This is a genomic window from Sphingomonas sp. Ag1 (genome assembly GCF_000980895.1).
Lineage (GTDB): Bacteria > Pseudomonadota > Alphaproteobacteria > Sphingomonadales > Sphingomonadaceae > Sphingomonas > Sphingomonas panaciterrae.
Window position 1 is genome coordinate 1 of sequence record NZ_LAZX01000081.1, and the last position, 17,508, is coordinate 17,508.

Annotated in this window: 18 protein-coding genes; 10 read left to right on the plus strand and 8 right to left on the minus strand. The window is 69.1% G+C overall.

All coding sequences use genetic code 11. The features are described from left to right. Positions 1 to 100 precede the first annotated feature (100 nt). A complete protein-coding gene (locus XM50_RS04230; protein WP_046407633.1) occupies positions 101 to 1,114 on the minus strand; it encodes a glycosyltransferase in 1,014 nt (337 codons plus the stop codon). Positions 1,115 to 1,314: 200 nt separating this feature from the next. Here XM50_RS04230 and XM50_RS04235 point away from each other — a divergent pair, with 200 nt between their 5' ends. From XM50_RS04235 to XM50_RS04260, 6 genes are all read left to right on the plus strand, one after another. Beyond that, positions 1,315 to 2,217, plus strand: coding sequence for a LysR family transcriptional regulator (locus XM50_RS04235; RefSeq protein WP_046407635.1), 903 nt, complete (start codon positions 1,315 to 1,317; stop codon positions 2,215 to 2,217). A 128-nt stretch (positions 2,218 to 2,345) separates the two neighbouring features. Further along, positions 2,346 to 2,888: a nuclear transport factor 2 family protein gene (locus tag XM50_RS04240; protein WP_156167123.1), complete on the plus strand. Its 543-nt coding sequence runs from the start codon at positions 2,346 to 2,348 to the stop codon at positions 2,886 to 2,888. Positions 2,889 to 2,969: 81 nt separating this feature from the next. After that, the gene (locus XM50_RS04245; RefSeq protein WP_082102696.1) at positions 2,970 to 3,554 is read left to right on the plus strand and encodes a 2Fe-2S iron-sulfur cluster-binding protein; all 585 of its coding nucleotides are present in this window, start codon (positions 2,970 to 2,972) and stop codon (positions 3,552 to 3,554) included. Beyond that, positions 3,551 to 4,543 carry an FAD binding domain-containing protein gene (locus XM50_RS04250; protein WP_046407636.1) on the plus strand — a complete coding sequence of 331 codons (993 nt, stop codon included), beginning with the start codon at positions 3,551 to 3,553 and terminating at the stop codon, positions 4,541 to 4,543. The genes XM50_RS04245 and XM50_RS04250 overlap by 4 nt, the downstream gene beginning before the upstream one ends. Then, positions 4,540 to 6,762, plus strand: a complete 2,223-nt coding sequence (locus tag XM50_RS04255) for a xanthine dehydrogenase family protein molybdopterin-binding subunit (RefSeq protein ID WP_046407637.1) — start codon at positions 4,540 to 4,542, stop codon at positions 6,760 to 6,762. The genes XM50_RS04250 and XM50_RS04255 overlap by 4 nt, the downstream gene beginning before the upstream one ends. A 30-nt stretch (positions 6,763 to 6,792) precedes the next feature. Then, entirely contained in the window at positions 6,793 to 7,536 is a 744-nt protein-coding gene (locus tag XM50_RS04260) for an SDR family oxidoreductase (RefSeq protein WP_046407639.1), read from the plus strand. 19 nt (positions 7,537 to 7,555) lie between these two features. Here XM50_RS04260 and catB read toward each other — a convergent pair whose 3' ends face one another. After that, the gene (catB, locus tag XM50_RS04265; protein WP_046407641.1) at positions 7,556 to 8,194 is read right to left on the minus strand and encodes a type B chloramphenicol O-acetyltransferase; all 639 of its coding nucleotides are present in this window, start codon (positions 8,192 to 8,194) and stop codon (positions 7,556 to 7,558) included. Between the two features lie 329 nt (positions 8,195 to 8,523). Between catB and chrA the strand changes: the two genes are divergently transcribed. Beyond that, on the plus strand, positions 8,524 to 9,891 hold the full coding sequence (gene chrA / locus XM50_RS04270) for a chromate efflux transporter (protein WP_231621850.1): 1,368 nt from the start codon (positions 8,524 to 8,526) through the stop codon (positions 9,889 to 9,891). A 46-nt stretch (positions 9,892 to 9,937) separates the two neighbouring features. On the opposite strand, the gene XM50_RS04275 is transcribed toward chrA, so the two are convergent. Together XM50_RS04275 and XM50_RS04280 are read right to left on the minus strand one after the other, a co-directional pair. Next, positions 9,938 to 10,393: a DUF3597 domain-containing protein gene (locus XM50_RS04275; RefSeq protein WP_046407644.1), complete on the minus strand. Its 456-nt coding sequence runs from the start codon at positions 10,391 to 10,393 to the stop codon at positions 9,938 to 9,940. A gap of 77 nt (positions 10,394 to 10,470) precedes the next feature. Beyond that, a complete protein-coding gene (locus XM50_RS04280; RefSeq protein ID WP_046407645.1) occupies positions 10,471 to 11,355 on the minus strand; it encodes an SDR family NAD(P)-dependent oxidoreductase in 885 nt (294 codons plus the stop codon). Positions 11,356 to 11,505: 150 nt separating this feature from the next. On the opposite strand from XM50_RS04280, the gene XM50_RS04285 reads away from it, so the two are divergent. Both XM50_RS04285 and XM50_RS04290 read left to right on the plus strand, forming a co-directional pair. Further along, positions 11,506 to 11,826, plus strand: a complete 321-nt coding sequence (locus tag XM50_RS04285) for a UvrB/UvrC motif-containing protein (protein WP_046407646.1) — start codon at positions 11,506 to 11,508, stop codon at positions 11,824 to 11,826. A gap of 100 nt (positions 11,827 to 11,926) precedes the next feature. Continuing rightward, on the plus strand, positions 11,927 to 12,409 hold the full coding sequence (locus XM50_RS04290) for a MucR family transcriptional regulator (protein ID WP_046407648.1): 483 nt from the start codon (positions 11,927 to 11,929) through the stop codon (positions 12,407 to 12,409). Positions 12,410 to 12,464: 55 nt separating this feature from the next. Here XM50_RS04290 and XM50_RS04295 read toward each other — a convergent pair whose 3' ends face one another. Further along, the gene (locus XM50_RS04295; RefSeq protein ID WP_156167125.1) at positions 12,465 to 12,791 is read right to left on the minus strand and encodes a hypothetical protein; all 327 of its coding nucleotides are present in this window, start codon (positions 12,789 to 12,791) and stop codon (positions 12,465 to 12,467) included. Between the two features lie 132 nt (positions 12,792 to 12,923). Then, positions 12,924 to 14,003 (minus strand): hypothetical protein, encoded by a 1,080-nt coding sequence (locus tag XM50_RS19110; RefSeq protein WP_125946236.1) that lies wholly within the window; start codon positions 14,001 to 14,003, stop codon positions 12,924 to 12,926. A gap of 210 nt (positions 14,004 to 14,213) precedes the next feature. Here XM50_RS19110 and XM50_RS04305 point away from each other — a divergent pair, with 210 nt between their 5' ends. Next, a complete protein-coding gene (locus XM50_RS04305; protein WP_046407651.1) occupies positions 14,214 to 14,864 on the plus strand; it encodes a hypothetical protein in 651 nt (216 codons plus the stop codon). Positions 14,865 to 14,961: 97 nt separating this feature from the next. Here the strand turns inward: XM50_RS04305 and XM50_RS04310 are convergent, their stop codons facing one another. Both XM50_RS04310 and XM50_RS04315 read right to left on the minus strand, forming a co-directional pair. After that, positions 14,962 to 15,510: a GNAT family N-acetyltransferase gene (locus XM50_RS04310; RefSeq protein ID WP_046407653.1), complete on the minus strand. Its 549-nt coding sequence runs from the start codon at positions 15,508 to 15,510 to the stop codon at positions 14,962 to 14,964. 122 nt (positions 15,511 to 15,632) lie between these two features. Beyond that, entirely contained in the window at positions 15,633 to 17,456 is a 1,824-nt protein-coding gene (locus XM50_RS04315) for a DUF885 domain-containing protein (protein ID WP_046407654.1), read from the minus strand. Between the last annotated feature and the right edge of the window lie 52 nt (positions 17,457 to 17,508).

Here is a 17,508-nt window from a genome sequence, read left to right on the forward strand (position 1 = left end):
AGCCGCAGCAGGCGCAGCAGCGCGTCGGGATCAGCAGGGTCGGCGAGGCCATCCAGCCGGGGGGTGAGCGCGGCGATGTCGGCGCGGTCCAGCGGGGCGATCATGCCGCGCCCTCCAGCCGGTCCTGCTCCAGCCCCGCGATCAGCCGCTCGGCATCGGGCAGGGTGACCGTGCGCATCCCGCCCGGCGGGGCGCCGACGATCCGGGCGGCGAACGCCTCGCCATTGGTACATTCGGCGGCCACCGCGACGATCTCCGCCAGCGGCAGGCGCAGCGGGGCGGCGAGCCGGGCATAGAAGCGCCGGTCGCAGCCGTGGCGCTGGCGTGCCTCCGCCTGCATCGCATAGCGCCATGCCTCGTCCGCCGGATGCGCCACCAGCGGCGGCTGCTCCGCGGTGTCGAGCGTCGCGAGATGCGCGGCAAAGCCGCCGCCGGCGCGGCCATCGCGCCGGGTCGATGTTGCCACCCGTACCGCGCCATCGCGGCGCAGCGCGAAGCCCAGCCGCGCCGCGGCATCGGCAAAGGTTGCATCCTCGCCATGCCCCAGCGGCGGGAAGCCGCCGGCCGCGCGATACACTGCGCTCGTCATCGCCAGGCTGGCGGCGCTGGTCCAGTGATGCGTGTCGCCCGCCTCCCACGGGACCGGATCGAGCCGGCGGCGAAGGGCGTGGAGGCGATCGTAATAGACCTCCAGCCGCGCCTGCAGCGGCGCGGCGTGGCCGGGTTGCTGCACGATCCGCCCGGCGACCACGTCGGCCTCAGCCAGCCCTGCCAGGGTCGCCGCGACCCAGTCGGGCGCGGGGCAACTGTCGGCATCGGTGGTCAGCAGCAGTCCGTCAGGCGCGACCGACAGTGCAAGCGCCATCGCCCGCCCGCGCGCGAGCCCGGCATTGGACGGGCGACCTGCGTCGCAACAGTCGGTGATGATGCGATAGGGCAGCGTCGGGGCCAGCCGCCGGGCGATGGCAAGGCTGTCGTCGGCGCAATTGTCGAAGAACAGCGCCAGCGTGAAGCGGGACGCGCCGACTTGCCGCGCCAGTGCATCGAGCAGCCGGGGAAGCCGGTCCGCCTCGTCACGCACCGGGACCGCAATCGCGACCTCAGCGCCGGTCACGACATCCTGTCGATCGCATCTCGATCATCGCCCCTGCCCCTTGTCTATCCATGTTATACGCCCGAACACAGGTTAGGCTCCCATGGTGAAGGTTGCGGTCAGGGGAGATCGTGCCCGATCCGTCGCGCTTCGCGCGACGCAAAGGCGCCATGCCGCGCGCGGTGCATCTATGATAGCCTTCGCACCGGAAGGGAGCGCCATTGCTGTTCGACGGCCGGATCATCGCGGGGATCACCGTGTTCGTCGCCGTGGCGCGCACGGGCAGCTATGCGCGCGCCAGCGAGTTGCTTGGCCTGTCGCGTTCGGGGGTGGGGAAGGCGATCGGCCGGCTGGAGGAGCGTACCGGCCTGCGGCTGTTCGATCGCAATGCCCGCGCGCTGAAGCTTACCGACCAGGGACGCCTGTTCCTCGACGAGGCGACGCCGATGCTGGAGGCGCTGGGTCGCATCGCCACGCCAGCGGCGCCGGCCGAGATCCGCGGGCGGCTGCGCGTGTCGACCGACGGGGCGTTCGGGCCCGATGTGCTGATCCCGATCCTGCCCGATTTCCTCGCTGAGCATCCGCGCGTCCGGCTGGACGTGCTGGTGCGCGACCGGATCGACAATCTGTTGACCGACGGGTTCGACGTCGCGCTGCGCTTTGGCGATCCCGATGCGCGCGGGCTCGACAAGCAATTGCTGATGAAGAGCCGGGTACTCACCTGCGCCAGCCCGGGCTATCTTGCCCGGCATGGCACGCCGATGGTGCCGGAGGACATTGGCGAGGAGCATCGCTGCGTCCGCCTGATCGATGATGTGACCGGGCGCCCCCACGCGTGGCATTTCATCGACGCTGCGGGGGAGACGCGCACGATCGCGCCCGAATGCGGCCTGACCGTCAACGACGCCGCCTCGCTGATCGCCGCGGCGCGCTGTGACCATGGCATCGTCCGGTTGCTCGACGTGGTGGCGGAAGGCCCCTTGCGGACCGGCGAACTGGTCGAGATCCTGCCGGAGTGGAACTGCCTGCGCTGGCCGGCCTATCTCTACACCCCCGACGACGCGCATCGCTCCCCCGCGCTGGAGGCTTTCATGGGGTTCGTGCGCAGGCGCCTGTCGGCCTGATCCCGTCGCGGCGCAGGCCTAGCCCGATCTGGCCGCGTTGCGGCCCGTCCCGCCAGGGGGGACATTTCGGCGACGAACTCGCGCGCCCGCTGCGCTGTTCTTGCAGCAGCATCCGGGAGAACAAGTCGTTGCGATCGTCCATCATGCCTGCCGCGCTGGCGGCGGTTCTGCTTGCCGCCCCCGTTGCCACACCCGTTGCCGCCGTGCCGCGTCAGGATCCGGTGGCGGCGCCCAGCCGCGAACCGGTCAATCGCCAACCGGCCAATCGCGCGCTGATCGAGCGGGCCTTTGCGCAATGGGCGCGCGGCGAGGCGGACATCTTCGACCTGCTCACCGATGACGTGGTCTGGCATATCACCGGCCAGGATCCGGCGGTCGCCACCACCTACCGGTCGCGTGAGGCGCTGCTCGCGGGGGCGGCGCGGCCGCTCGCCGCGCGGCTCACCGCGCCGCTCACCCCGACGGTGCGGCGTATCTGGAGCGACGGCGACGACGTGCTGGTCCATTGGGACGGGAGTGCGCCGCTCGCCGACGGCTCCACCTATCGCAATACCTATCTGTGGATCATGACCGTGCGCGGCGATCGGGTGACCCGCGTCACCGCCTTTCTCGACAATGCAGCGTTCAAGGCCGCGCTCGCCAAAGCGCCGCGGCGCGACGCCCGCGATTGACAATTCTGTCCCCGCTGCGTCGACAAATCGGCGCGGAACGGCGGGCGTCGGCCATGCGATACGATCGCATCGCACAGAGGAATGGAGCCCGGAAACGCGGGCGCCGAGGGAGTGACTGTGGATTGGATCGACGCGGAAGCGACCACCGATATCGACCTGACGATCAACGGCACGACGCACCGGCTGGCGATCGACGCGCGCGTAACCTTGCTCGATGCGCTGCGCGAGCATCTGCACCTGACGGGCACCAAGAAGGGCTGCGATCATGGCCAGTGCGGCGCCTGTACCGTGCTGGTCGACGGCCGCCGCATCAACAGCTGCCTGACGCTGGCGGTGATGCATCAGGGCGATGCGATCACCACGATCGAAGGCATCGGCACGCCCGAGGCGCTTCACCCGCTGCAGGCGGCGTTTGTCGCTACCGACGGATTCCAGTGCGGCTATTGCACGCCGGGCCAGATCTGCTCCGCGATCGGCATGCTGGGCGAGGTGGCGGAGAACTGGCCGAGCCATGTCAGCGACGACCTTGAGGCGCCGGTGACGCTCGACGCCGCGCAGATCCGCGAGCGGATGAGCGGCAATCTGTGCCGCTGCGCCGCCTATCCGCGCATCGTGGAGGCAATCGCGCAGGTTGCCGACCAGCAGGCGGCGGAGGCGGCGGCATGATCGCGTTCGACTATATCCGCCCCGCCTCCGTCGACGCGGCGCTCGCGGCGCAGGGTGCGCGGGGGGAAGGCCGTTTCATCGCAGGGGGAACGAACCTCCTCGACCTGATGAAGCTTGGCATCGAGCGTCCGCGCCAGCTGGTCGATATCAACGGCCTTGATCTGAAGGCGATCGAGGAAACGGCGGAGGGCGGGCTGCGCATCGGCGCGCTCGTCACCAATGCCGATCTTGCCGCGGACCCCCGCGTGCGGGCGCGCTATCCCGTGCTGTCGCGCGCGATCCTGGCGGGGGCGTCGGCGCAGCTGCGCAACAAGGCGACGACCGCGGGCAATCTGCTCCAGCGCACGCGCTGCTTCTATTTCTATGACCCGGCGACGCCCTGCAACAAGCGCGAGCCGGGCAGCGGGTGCAGCGCGATCGGCGGGTTCAACCGGATCATGGCAATCCTCGGCACCTCGCCGGCCTGCATCGCCTCGCATCCGTCGGACATGGCGGTGGCGATGCGCGCGCTCGATGCGCGGGTGGAGACGGTCGGGCATGACGATGGCCCGCGCACGCTGACGCTCGAAACGCTGTACCGCCTGCCGGGCGATACGCCGGAGCGCGAGACGATACTGGCAGCGGGTGAGCTCATCACCGCAGTGACGCTGCCGCCGCCGCCGCCCGGACGCCAGAGCTATCGCAAGGTGCGCGACCGGGCGTCCTATGCCTTTGCGCTGGTGTCGGTGGCGGGGATTGTCGCGGTTGCTGACGGGCGGATCAGCCATGCCGCGCTCGCCTTTGGCGGGGTCGGGACGATGCCGTGGCGCGATCGCGCAGCGGAGGCGATGCTGGTGGGCGAGGCACCCGATCGCGCGCTGTTCGCCCGTGTCGCCGACGCGGTGCTCGCCGAGGCGCGGGGCAGCGGCGCGAACGATTTCAAGCTGCCGCTGTTCAGGCGCACGCTTGTCGCCAGCCTTGCGTCCCTTGCCCAGGAGAGTGCCCGATGAGCGCGACGATCAAGCTCGACGCGCCGTTCAGCCACAGCCTGGTCGACGACGCCGCCGATCCGCAGGTCGGGCGGCCGCTGCCGCGGGTCGATGGCCCGCGCAAGGTGGCCGGGCAGGCGCGCTATGCCGCGGAGCATTTCCCTGACGGCCTCGCGCATGGCGTGCTGCTGCGCGCGCCCGTCGGCAAGGGGCGGATCACCCGGCTGGAGGCGACGGCGGCGCGGGCGATGCCCGGGGTATTGGCGGTCGTCACCGACCCGCGGCTGATCCGCAACGGCGGCGATTTCGCCGGATCGGCCGCGCCGGTGCAGGGGGTGGAAGAGGTCGTCTATTTCGGCCAGCCGGTCGGCGTGGTGGTGGCCGAGACGTTCGAGCAGGCACGGGCCGCCGCGCTCATGGTGACGATCGACTGCGCCGCCGACGATGACGGCGTGTTCGACATGGAAGCCGCGCTGGATCGCGCCGCGCCGCCGACCGACGACATCTTCGGCCTGTTCCTGATCCACACCGAACAGGGCGATGTGGAGGCGGCGATGGAGGCCGCGGCGCATCGCGTCGACGCGGTCTGGACCACGCCCAGCCACAGCCATTCGGCGATGGAGCCGCATGCCGCGGTCGCCACCTGGGAGGGCGACCGGTTGACGCTGGACGCATCCTATCAGTCGCCCGTCACCTCGCGCGACAAGCTTGCCACCGTGCTCGGCATCGCGCCCGAGAACGTGCGCGTCCGGTCGCCCTTCGTCGGTGGCGGTTTCGGCGGCAAGCTGGGCCTGATGCCGGAGGCCGCGGCGGCAGCGATCGCGGCGCAGCAGCTGGGCCGGCCGGTCAAGGTCGCGATGACCCGCCAGAACGTCTATGAGACGACGGGCCGCCGCCCCGCCACGCACCAGCGGCTGCGGCTGGCCGCCGACGCCGACGGCCGGCTGACCGCGATCGCGCATGAGACGATCACCGACCAGCTGGCGGGCGAAAGCTTCTTCGAGCCCGCCGGCATCGCCACGCACCTTCTGTATGCCGGGGCCAACCGCCTCGTCGATCACAAGGTGGTGCGGGTGAACAAGCTGCTGGCGGTGTCGATGCGCGCGCCGGGCGAGGCGGCGGGGCAGCTTGGGCTGGAATGCGCGATGGACGAGCTGGCCGAGCAGCTCGGTATCGACCCGGTCGATCTGCGCCTGCACAACGAGCCGGATCGGCACCCGGAGGACGGCATGCCCTTTTCCAGCCGCGCGCTGGTCGATTGCCTGCAGCGGGGCGCCGAGCGGTTCGGCTGGTCGAAACGCAACCGCACGCCGGGCGCGATGCGCGACGGCGAATGGCTGATCGGGCACGGCATGGCGGCATCGGTGCGCGGCAATCTGTACGGGCCGAGCGCGGCGCGCGTGTCGATCGGCGGCAACGGCCAGGTGACGATCGAGAGCGAGATGACCGACATCGGCACCGGCACCTATACGATCCTGACGCAGATCGTTGCCGATTTGCTGGGCGTGTCGTCCGACCGGGTGGAGGTGCGGCTGGGCGATACCGACAGCCCGCGCAGCGCCGGGTCGGGTGGCAGCTGGGGCGCGGCCACGGCCGGGTCGGCGGTTTATGCCGCGTGCGAGGCGCTGCGTGCGCAGCTGGCGGCGGCGGCCGGTGTCCCGCTGGCGGAGGCGCGCTTTGCCGACAATGCGCTGATCGCGCGCGGCGCGCGGCATCCGCTGGCGCGGCTCGCCGGTGAGGGGATGAGCGTCGAGGGGTCGACCGAGCCGGGCGAGAACAATGCGCGCTACAGCCAGGCGGCCTATGGCGCGCATTTCTGCGAGGTGCGGGTCAACGCGGTGACCGGCGAGACGCGATTGTCCCGCTGGAACAGCGTCTTCGCTGCGGGCCGTATCTTGAACCCGCGCACCGCCACGTCGCAGGCGATCGGCGGCATCGTCTTTGGCATTGGCGCGGCGCTGACCGAGGAACTGGTCCACGACGCGCGGACCGGCAAGGTCGTCAATCGCGACCTCGGCGAATATCACGTCCCCGCGCATGCCGACATTCCCGCGATCGACGTGCTGTTCCTCGACGAGCGCGATTCCATCGCCAATCCGCTGCTCCTGAAGGGAGTGGGGGAGCTTGGCACCTGCGGATCGGGCGCGGCGGTGGCCAATGCGATCTACAATGCAACGGGTGTTCGCGTCCGGGAGTTTCCCGTGACGCTCGACAAGCTGCTGCCCGGCCTGCCGGACTGACGCCTTGTCCCTCAGCGCACAGGAACGACGATGAAGAACAGCGGCAACACGATCCTCATCACCGGCGGCGGATCGGGGATCGGGGAGGCTCTGGCGCATCGGTTCAACGATGCCGGCAATACGGTGATCGTCGCGGGGCGGCGGCGCGCGGCGCTGGAGGCGTCGATCGCCGGCCGCGCCAACATGCATGCGATCGAGCTCGACGTGACGAGCGCGCCAGCCATCGCCGATTTCGCGCGGCGCCTGCTGGCCGAGCATCCGGACGTCAACGTTCTCGTCAACAATGCCGGCATCATGCGGATGGAGCCGCTCGACCGGGCACGCGACCTCAGCGATGCGGAGGCGACGATCACCACCAACCTGCTGGGCCCGATCCGGCTGATCGATGCGCTGATCGACCATCTGGTCGGTCAGCCCGATGCCACGATCGTCAACGTCAGCTCCGGCCTCGCCTTCGTCCCGCTGGTCGCGACGCCCACCTATGACGCGACCAAGGCCGCGATCCATTCCTATACCGTCGCGCTGCGCCATGCGCTTGCCGGCCGGGTCGAGGTGATCGAGCTGGTGCCCCCGGCGGTGCAGACCGGGCTGACGCCGGGGCAGGAAACGCGCGAGGGATATCTGCCGCTGGGCGCGTTCATCGATGAGGTCATGACGCTGTTCGCGCAGGACCCGACCCCGCCCGAGATCCTGGTCGAGCGGGTCGGCTTCCTGCGCGATGCCGAGCGCGAGGGGCGGTTCGACGAGGCGCTGGCGACGCTCAACAGCCGCTAGGCGCCCCGCAGCGGCCCCGCTAGCGTGCGCCGCGCACCCTCGCATGCCAATGGTCGTACAGCGCGGCAATGTCGCCGCTGGTCAGGATCGGCATCGCCTCCTGCAAGGCTGCGTCGGTCCAGTCCCACCAGCGCATGTCCAGGAGGCGCGCGATCTCCGCCGGCTCGAAGCGGTGGCGCAGTACGCGCGCCGGGTTGCCGCCGACGATCGCATAGGGCGCGACGTCCCTGGTCACGAGGCTGCGCGTGCCGATGACTGCGCCGTCGCCGATGGTGATGCCGGGCATGATCACCGCCTCCGACCCGATCCACACGTCGTTGCCGATGACCGTGTCGCCTGCCGGCCGGAACCCGTTCGCCGCGCCGGCAAAGCTGGGGACCTCGGGCATCCAATAGAAGGGAAAGGTGCTGATCCAGTCGCTGCGATGCCCCTGGTTGCCGGCCATGATGAACGCCGCGCCCGATCCGATCGAGCAGAAGGAGCCGATGATCAGCCGGTCGACGCCCGGATCGGGCAGGAGATAGCGGGCGCAATCGTCGAAGCCGTGGCCGTGATAATAGCCCGAATAATAGCTGTAGCGCCCGACCGAGATGTTGGGATTGGTGACCTGCTGGTCGAGCGTGATGCCCTTGAACGGGCTTTCGAAAACCTGCTGCATGGGTGAAGATCCGTAGGAAATTGGCAGAGCAACGGGGCAGGGGATCGCATGGATACCCTGCCGCGGCCGCTCCCGTCATCGACGGAAGGGCGCGATTCAGCGGCTACTCGGCGTGATCTTCATGCCGCGATCATGCGTCAGGCGTACCGCCCTGCCAACCCTCGTGCACGCAGCCGCGCCGCCGATTGACACGGGCCGGGCGGCGTGGCTCATTCGTCCTTTCGGGACAGGGCCGCGCTCGTCCCGGCATGATCATGCGAGGGAGGGGGCGCCATGTCTGCTGTCCGTGACCGGCCATCGCCTCCGTCGTGCAGCGCCGCGGTCGCATCGTGACAGCGCCGCCGCCGGTGACCCTGGGTGAGGCCGTCCGCGTGTGGCTGCGCATCGCGCTGTTGTCCTTTGGCGGGCCGGCCGGGCAGATCGCGGTAATGCACCGCATCCTCGTCGACGAGAAGCGCTGGATCGGCGAGCATCGGTTCCTGCACGCGCTCAATTACTGCATGATGCTGCCCGGCCCCGAGGCGCAGCAGCTGGCGACCTATATCGGCTGGCTCCTGCACCGGACGAGGGGCGGGATCATCGCCGGCGTGCTGTTCATCCTGCCCGGCGCGATCTCGATCATGGTGCTGAGCTGGATCTATGTCCTCTACGGCCGGCTCGGCATCGTCTCGGCCTTGTTCTTCGGGTTGAAGGCGGCGGTGCTGGCGGTGGTGGTGCAGGCGGTGGTGCGGATCGGCAGCCGCGCGCTGCGCAGCGGCGCCGCGCGCGCACTGGCGGCGGCGGCCTTTGCACTCATCTTCTTCGCCGGCGTGCCGTTTCCGCTGATCGTTCTGGGTGCCGGCATCATCGGATGGTGGTCGGCGCGACGCGGCAGCGCGGCGTTCCGGGCGGGCGGCCATGGCAGCACGACGGGGACGATCGTTGCCGACGCCGACACCGTGCTGGGCGAGGAGCTGCCCGACCATGCCCGTCCCGGCTGGCGCGCGGCGGCGCGCACCGCGATCGTCTGGCTGGCCTTGTGGCTGGTGCCGGTCGCCGCACTGGTCGCGGCGCTTGGCCCCGACAATGTGTTCAGCCGCATCGCGACCTTCTTCTCCACCATGGCGATGGTGACGTTCGGCGGCGCCTATGCGGTGCTTGCCTATGTCGCGCAGCAGGCGGTGGAGAGCTATGGCTGGCTGGCGCCGGGCGAGATGCTGGACGGGTTGGGACTGGCCGAAACGACGCCCGGGCCGCTCATCATGGTGCTCCAGTTCGTCGGTTTTCTTGGCGCCTATCGGGATCCCGGCGCGCTGTCGCCGCTCCTCGCGGGTACGCTCGGCGGGCTGCTCGCGACCTGGGTGACGTTCGTGCCGTGCTTCCTGTGGATCTTCCTCGGCGCACCGTTCATCGAGCGGCTGCGCGGCAATGTGGCGGTGGCGGGCGCGCTTTCCGCGATCACCGCCGCGGTGGTCGGCGTCGTGCTCAACCTGGCGATCTGGTTCGCGCTCCACACGCTGTTTCGCGAGACGGCCAGTATTTCGGCGGGCCCGCTGCGTTTCGACGCGCCGGTGCTGTCCAGCATCGACCCCGCGGCCCTGGCGCTGTCGCTGGGTGCCGCTGTGGCGATCTTCGTGCTGCGGGCGGGGGTCATCACGACGCTGCTCGCAACCGCGGCGGCGGGGCTGGCGCTCTACGCCCTTGGCTGGATCCGGTAACGGGGCGGCACGGGCGGGGGCGGGCGCCCCCGCCCGCCGTTCCGGCTCAGTCCTTGAGGCTGGCGGGCACGATCCCGCCGTTCTTCTCCAGCTCGCGCATCACCGCCTTGTGCAGCCAGATGTTCATTTCCGCCGACCCGTCCTTGGCGCCGGTATAGCCAAGCTCGGTCGCCAGTTCCTTGCGGTTGGCGAGGCTGGAATCGATCCCCAGCAGCTTCATCAGGTCGACGATCGAGGTGCGCCAGTTGAGCGCGGGGCCGCCGTGCTTCGCCGCGAGATCGCTCAGCACCTTTTCAACATCGACCGGGGCGGCGGCAGGCGCGGGGGCGGCAGCGGCCGGCGCACCGCCCGGCGCGGAGGATTGCGGGGAGGTCTGCGGCGCCGGGCTGGCCTGTGGCGCGGGAGCGGCTTGCGGGGCAGGGGCGGGCTTGCCCGAGAACTGGCCACCAAGCGGCCCGCGATCGCCAAAGATCGCCTTCTTGATCGAGCCGAAGATACTCATGACCTCACTCCTGTCGTTTCGCTGCGACTGCAACGCGGCGCACGGAGGATGGTGCCCGCCCCGACCACCCCGACCGCTCAGCCGTCGATGCTCACCACGTCCAGCCGGCGGTCGCGGGGAAGGGTGTTCAGCGCGGGGCTTTGTTTCGATTTGTCGAACCCGGCCATGATCTGGTCGAACCGGTCGCGCACCACGCGCTCATATTCGACGTGGCTGAGGATATAGAGGTCATTGTCGCGGACCCCCTCGACCACGCGCTGGCCAACGATCAGCGGGTCGATGCCGCCTGCCATCCATTCGCGCTGCCGCTCGATGTCCGCCTGGCCGTAATCCTTGTCCCGCTCGCCATAGACCGCATGCTGGCGATTGCGTCGGCCGGCATAGATGTTGGTGCTCACCAGCCCGGGGCACAGCACCGAGACGCCGATGTTGCGGGGGGCAAGCTGCTGGCGCCAGCCCTCGCTCATCGCCACCACGGCGAACTTGCTGGCACAATAGGGCTCCATCCCCGCCGGGCTGATCAGCCCCGCCATCGAGGCGGTGTTGACGATGTGCCCGCCCTCGCCGTGGCTTTCGATCAGCGGCACGAACACCTCGACACCATAGACCACGCCCTTCAAATTCACGTCGATCACCCAGTCCCAGTCGCCCTCCGGCACGCTGCCCAGCGCACCGCCCGCGCCGACGCCGGCGTTGTTGGCCACGAGGTGCACCTTGCCGAAGCGGGCAATCGTCTCGATCGCGCCCTTGCGCACCGAATCGCGGCTCGTGACGTCGACCTGCACCCATTCGGCGCGGATTTGCCGTGCGCGCAGCTCCTCCACCTTCCGCTGCGCGGCCTCGGCCTCGATGTCGGCGATCATGATGTTCATGCCGTCGCGCCCGAGCGCCTCGGCCATGGCGAAGCCCAGCCCGCTCGCGCCCCCGGTGATGAACGCGGTCTTTCCACGCAGGTCCTTCATGGCATCTCTCCCGATACCCGTCCTTTGCGGACGGTGTTGTCGCGCGTGATGCTAGGTGCTTCGCCGGCGCGGCGCCAGCCAGCGCGTGCGGCGGCGCCGGGGAATGGGGGGAGGGTGCCACCCGAAGGCGCATATGCGCGTTGAGCCGGCATGACCGAGACGATCGAGGATCTTCAACGCCGGATGGAGGAGGCAGCGCACGCGCTCGATTTCGAGGAGGCGCGTCGTCTGCGTGATCGCATCAACCTGATCCGCGGCGGCGCGAGCGGTGACGAGGCCGCGCGGGCCGACACCTCCGGCCTCGCGCGGCAGCAGCCGGGCGCGATGGGCCTCGGCACCAGCCGGCAGCGCCCCGTGCCGCCGCCCGGATGGAAACCGCCGCCCAAGCCCGATCTGATGACCTCCGGCAGCAAGGCGCCGCGCGGATCAGCGCCGAAAATCCCGCCGCTCAGGAACGACAAGAAGAGGTGACGGTATTACCGGCGTGCATATACTTTAAGATATGTTAAACTTGCGCCGGCTATATTAGGCTGCCACTTCTGCTTATCCCCCTGTGAAAGATTACAACATAATGACGGACAATTCCCCCTATGACGGGACGCTCGACACGATTGATTTTGCGGTTCAGCTGACGACCGCATGGCTGTCGAACCCCAGCACGCGCGCGTCGGAGGATGATGTGCTGGCCTTTCTCCAGAACATGCATCGCGCGGTCGATGATCTTTCGGGGCCAAAGGAAACCGAGGAGCCGGCGGAAGCAACGCTCGACTATATTCCCGCCGTGTCGGTCAGAAAGTCGCTCGCTTCGCCGGACCACATCCTGTCGATGATCGACGGCAAACCCTATCGCACGCTGCGGCGCCATCTTGCCGGCCACGGATTGACGCCAGAGGAATATCGCGCGCGTTACGGGCTGAAGCCGGATTATCCGATGGTCGCGGCCAGCTATTCGGAAGCGCGCCGTGCGATGGCGAAGAAGATCGGGCTCGGCCGCAAGGCGGGCAAGACGGCCGAGGGCGCGACCGCGCCGAAGCCGCGCGCCAAGCGGGGCTGACGCCAAGCGGCGGATCGGGCAGCCCGGGCGTCGGTCGCGTCCGGCCTGCCCGGCGTTATCGGACGCAGACCTGCCGCGGGATCATCGTCATGCTGCCATCGCTCGTGATGGGGCGCATTTCGGTGCGCGTCCTGGTGCAGGGGCGACCATATTTGTCGGTGGGGGATGCATTGCGCTTTGCCCGCAAGGCGGCGCGCGCCTCCGGGCATACCTGGGTGCGGACCCATTCCTCTGCGACTGCCTTGCCCTTTGTCCGCACGCGGAAGCGATAGCGCGATCCATATTGCTTCTGATCCGTCGCAGGCAGCGTGGCGAAGGATGAGCAGCGCGGCGGCGACGGAGCCGGTGCGGCGAGGAGCATCAGGGCAAGGGTCGTGATCATCGGCACCTCTTCATGCGGCAACGAAGTCTGCAGCGAAGACGCATGAGCCGCGCGATGGTCGCCGCTCCCCTCGAGGATCGTGTCGCCTGCCGTCTTCCGGTGTTCCCCTGTAGGGTTGCGGGCGGCGACCTGTCACCGCGGCGGCGCGGGCGCCGCGACCGGGGCGTCGCCGGGAGGAGGCGCCGGGAGCGGCTCAACGTCGGGCGGCGGGTTTTCGGTGGCGACCGCCGGCGGCGCTTGGACGACCGTCTCCGGCGTGGAGGCACCCCCCGCTGGCGCCTCGATGACTGTTTCCGGCATGACGGCGCCTGCTGCCGGTGCCTCAATGACCGTTTCCGGCATGACCGCGCCCGCTGCCGGTGCCTCGATCACGCCTTCCGCCATGGCTGCGCCCGCGGCAGGCGCCTCGATGACGGTCTCTGGCGTTGCGGTGCCGACGGCCGGCATGTCGCCGCCGACCGGCGCGGCCACGCCGACCGCCGCCACCGCAGCGGGTGGCTCCTCCGGTGGCAGCGACGCCTTATAATAATCGCGCCACTTGTCGTAGGCGGCGAAAAACTCGACGAACGGCCGGTCCAGCCGCAGCAGGGATTCACGCGCAAAGGCGGGCAGATCAGCCTCGGCGACCTGGCCTACCTTCGCCACCTCCTCGCGGGCCACCGCGCAGAACGCCTGGCGGACCGCCGGCCGGGCATAGAAATTGTAGATACGCGTCTGGTTGTCGTCATAGACGCGCTGCCAGTCCCACCAGCCGGGCGCCTGCCATTCGCGGATATAGGCCTTGTAATAGCGATCGATCGCGGCCGCCTGGGTCGTGACCCACGCGCTGTACAGTTCCGCGACCCCGCCGCCCGCCTGGTCGCATCCGAGCGCCGCGACATTCAACGCATTGCGCAAATGCCAGACCGCGGCCTGATCGGTATTGTCCAGATTGGGCGTGAAATACTTTCCGTCGGTGGTGCGCTTGGGCGGGATCTTCATCCCGATATAGCCGCCCGCCGGCATGACGGGGGGCGGCGGCGTCACCGTGGGGACCACGGCCGGCGGCTGCACAGGCGCGGGCGCCGTCGCACAGCCCGACAGCGCGATCGCCATCCCGCCCAGCAATCCCCAGCCAAGGTTCGCACGTACCGTCATCATCTCGCCCGAATAATCATCAGCAGCGCGCCTATGCCGCGCCGGCTGAACATCACAAATATGACCGACCTTCATTCGTCCCTTCATCCGCGGCGCCCGCTCGTCAACTGTGGTCGCGACCGACCGAGCCGGCACCCGGTTGACGAGGCGGGGCAGCAGCGCGGCGGCGCGAAGGTCTGGTCGACGGCGTGGTCATGAACGGTCTCCTGCGCGCCCACAACGCACGAGCCGGAGGAAAGTGGCTGGGACTGTTGCGTGCCGGCCTGCGCTGGCAGAAAACGCGCCATGGCGGACGGGGAATTGATCAACTATCACAGGCGGATGCTCGCACGGTTGATCCCGCTCGCTGCTCTCATGCTGACCGGCTGCCTGACAGGGGAGAACGTCGGGCGCGGCAGCGATCTTCGCGCGCCGGACGATGCGAAGCGGACATTCGCCAGCTGTCCGGGCGCGGACGCGCTGGCGACCGCGACGGACGTGTCATGGGCGCCGCAGGCCAGCCGTCTCGCCGAGCATCGGGCGCTTCGCACGCGCATGAAGATACCGCTGCCGGAAGGCACCAGCCGCATCCTGTTCTGGTCGTCGGGCACGCACCACACCAGCTTCGACTTCAGCGTCATTGCCGTACGCGACGCGCAGGGCAGGTGGCGGACGAGCGGTATCGGTGAACAGGGGCCGGGGCTTCCGTCGATCGCGCCACCTCCGCCTCTGACGCTTGAGCGCGACCTGTCGGTGGACGAGGGCCGCGCGCTGGACCGCGCCCTTGCGGACCCCTGCCTCTACGCCTCGCCAACATTCCAGCGAAACCCGGGGATCGTGGCGGGGGGTGCCATTCAGACGATGGAGATCGAAACGCCGCAGCGTCGCTGGACGGGCAGCTGGGCCGGCATCCGCACGCCGCAACAGGCGTCGGTCGTCAACCTGATTACGGAATGACCGGCTGATCACGCTATGACCGGGTCGGCGCAGCGATCCAGCCGATTATTGACCGTTCAATGACGTCCGATTGCGGGGCACAGGCTTTCCGCCGGTGTCACAGCTGCTTCTGCATCCGGATCAGCGGTATCGCGATCCCGTCGACGACTGCCTCCACCTTCTCGACGGGGACATAGCCGGCGGTGGCATAGAGACGCTCGCCGCTCAACGTCGCCATCAACTCGACGCTGGCGAAGCCGTGGCGGGCAGCGGCCCTTTCGCATCCGTCCAGGATCAGCCGCCCTATTCCCTGCCGCGCGAAATCGGGGTCGGTGTACATCGCGCGGATCTTCGCGGGGTCGCGCGCGGGATCGAGCAGTGCGGGATTGCGCAGGCTGGTGCTGTGATCGCCACCGTACAGCGTCGCCCTGTTGCTCCACCCGCCGCAGCCTGCGATGATCCCGTTGCGCACTGCGATCAGATAGGTGCCATCCTCGATCAGCTGGGTGTCCAGCCCCATGATCGCGTGACTGGCGGCGACCTGCTCAGGGGTGAGCAGGCCGGTCTGCAAGGCGTCAATCGCCCGCTTCATCAGCCTTTCGAGTGCCGGCAGGTCGGCATTGGTTGCCCATCGCGTGTCGAAGGCGGCATTGGTCGTTGGGGTCATGTCATGCCTTGCAGGTCTCGTCCGCCGCGACCTATCTCATGGCTGCCGCCCGTGTCAGCCACGATCGGCTGAGCCGCGGTCGTTCCGGGTGGACGCCCGGAACGACGATGGCGGCATTCAGGCTAGGCGCGCGACTTGATCCAGTCGTTCACGCGGCGCTCCAGGATCGACAAGGGCTGCGATCCCGACGCGATCAGCAGGTCGTGGAAGCCCTTGATGTCGAACTTCGGCCCCAGCGCGGCCTCCGCCTTGCGGCGCAGCTCGACGATCTTGAGCATGCCGATCTTGTAGCCGGTCGCCTGCCCCGGGAGCGTGATGTAGCGGCGCACTTCCGAGCGGGCCTTCTCGATCGGCTGCCGGCCCGTCTTGTGCAGATAGTCGACCGCCTGATCCTCGGTCCAGCCGAGCGCGTGGATGCCGGTGTCCACCACCAGCCGCGCGGCGCGGAACAGCTCGGCATCGAGGCGCATGAAATCGGCCGCAATGTCGGGGAAGGCGTTCATTTCCTTGCACATCGCCTCGGCATACAGGCCCCAGCCTTCGCCGAACGCGACATAGCCGGTGACCGAGCGGAACTTGGGTCCGCCCTTCTGCCGGACCTGGATGTCGCCCTGCATGTTGTGGCCGGGAATCGCCTCGTGACACATCAGCGTGTACATTGCGGCGGGATCTTCCTGGTTGCCGACCATGTGCACATAGGTGCGCGCCGGGCGCGCCCCGTCCGGGCTGGGCGCCGAGGCATGTGCCGCGCCGCCCGGTACTTCGCTGAACGACGGCTCGCGCACCACCTCGATGCGATATTCCGGCAGGGTGCCGAAGTAATTGGGCAGCAGCGTGCGGGTGCGGGCGACGAACGCATTGGCGTTGGCGAGATATTCCGCGCGCGAGGCGTCGGTCCACGGCCGCGAGGGGAAGAGGCGGGCGCGCTCGGCATAATAAGCCTGGCGGTCCTTCAGCCCGGCCTTGCGCGCCAGCGCGTCCTGCTCCGCCTCGATCCGCGCGACTTCCGACCGGCCGATCGCGTGGATCTGGTCGGCGGTATAATCGGTCGTGGTGTTGAGCTTCAGCTCATCGGCGTAGAAGGCCGCGCCGCCGGGCAGCGAGACCGCGCCGACGCGGCCACTGGGCGCGGTCGGCAGCGCGCTTTTCGCCCAGGCGATCACGCGGCCATAGGCGGGCTGCAGCGCGAGGATCGCGGTGCGCGCCTCTTCCAGCAGCGTGTCGGCCTGCGCGCGGTCGAGCTTGCCGGCGGTGACCAGCTTCTCGGTCTTGGCCTTGACGTCCGCCCATAGCGCGACGTCCGGCCCCGTGCCGAAGGGCGCCCCCTGGGTCAGCTTCTCGCTGCCCGCGATGATCGTCTCGATCTGGAAACGCGGCACGCGGATGCCGGCGGCCTCGCTCGCGCGGGTCCGCTCGATCGCGACGTCGAGCACGGCGGGCAGGCCGCGCAGCCGGGCGATGTAGTTCCTAAGGTCGGTCACATCGGCGACGGCATGAGTGTTGATCAGGAAATCGGGCAGCTGGCTGTGCGTCGAATAAAGGCGCGAATAGAGCGGCGGCTTGAACCGCCGGTTGGCATTGGTCATCGCCGCACGCTCGGCCTCGAGCAGCCAGATGTCGTAATTGACCTGCGCTTGCGGGGAAAGTTTGGCGCGATCGAACCCTGCCTTCAGCCGCGCGGCGCTGGCCTGCCGCCACGCGACAAAGGCGTCGGCGGCGGAATCGCTGATGTCGTTCCACCGGTCCCCGCCGTCCTTCAGCCCCAGCCGGGTCGCGGTCTGCGGCTGGAACTTCAGCATCTCGGCGAATTCGGCGTCGAGGAAGGCGGTAAGCCGCGCGTCCTCGGCGTTGGCGGATGTCGCCGCCGGCGTCTGCGCGGCAGCCGGCAGGGCCAGTCCGCTGGTGGCGAGGGAGGCGATCGCAGTGGCAAGGAGGAAGGGCTGCACAATGGCTCCTATCAAGGGTGGCAAGGCTTAGGGTCGGTCAGTCGATCGCTGG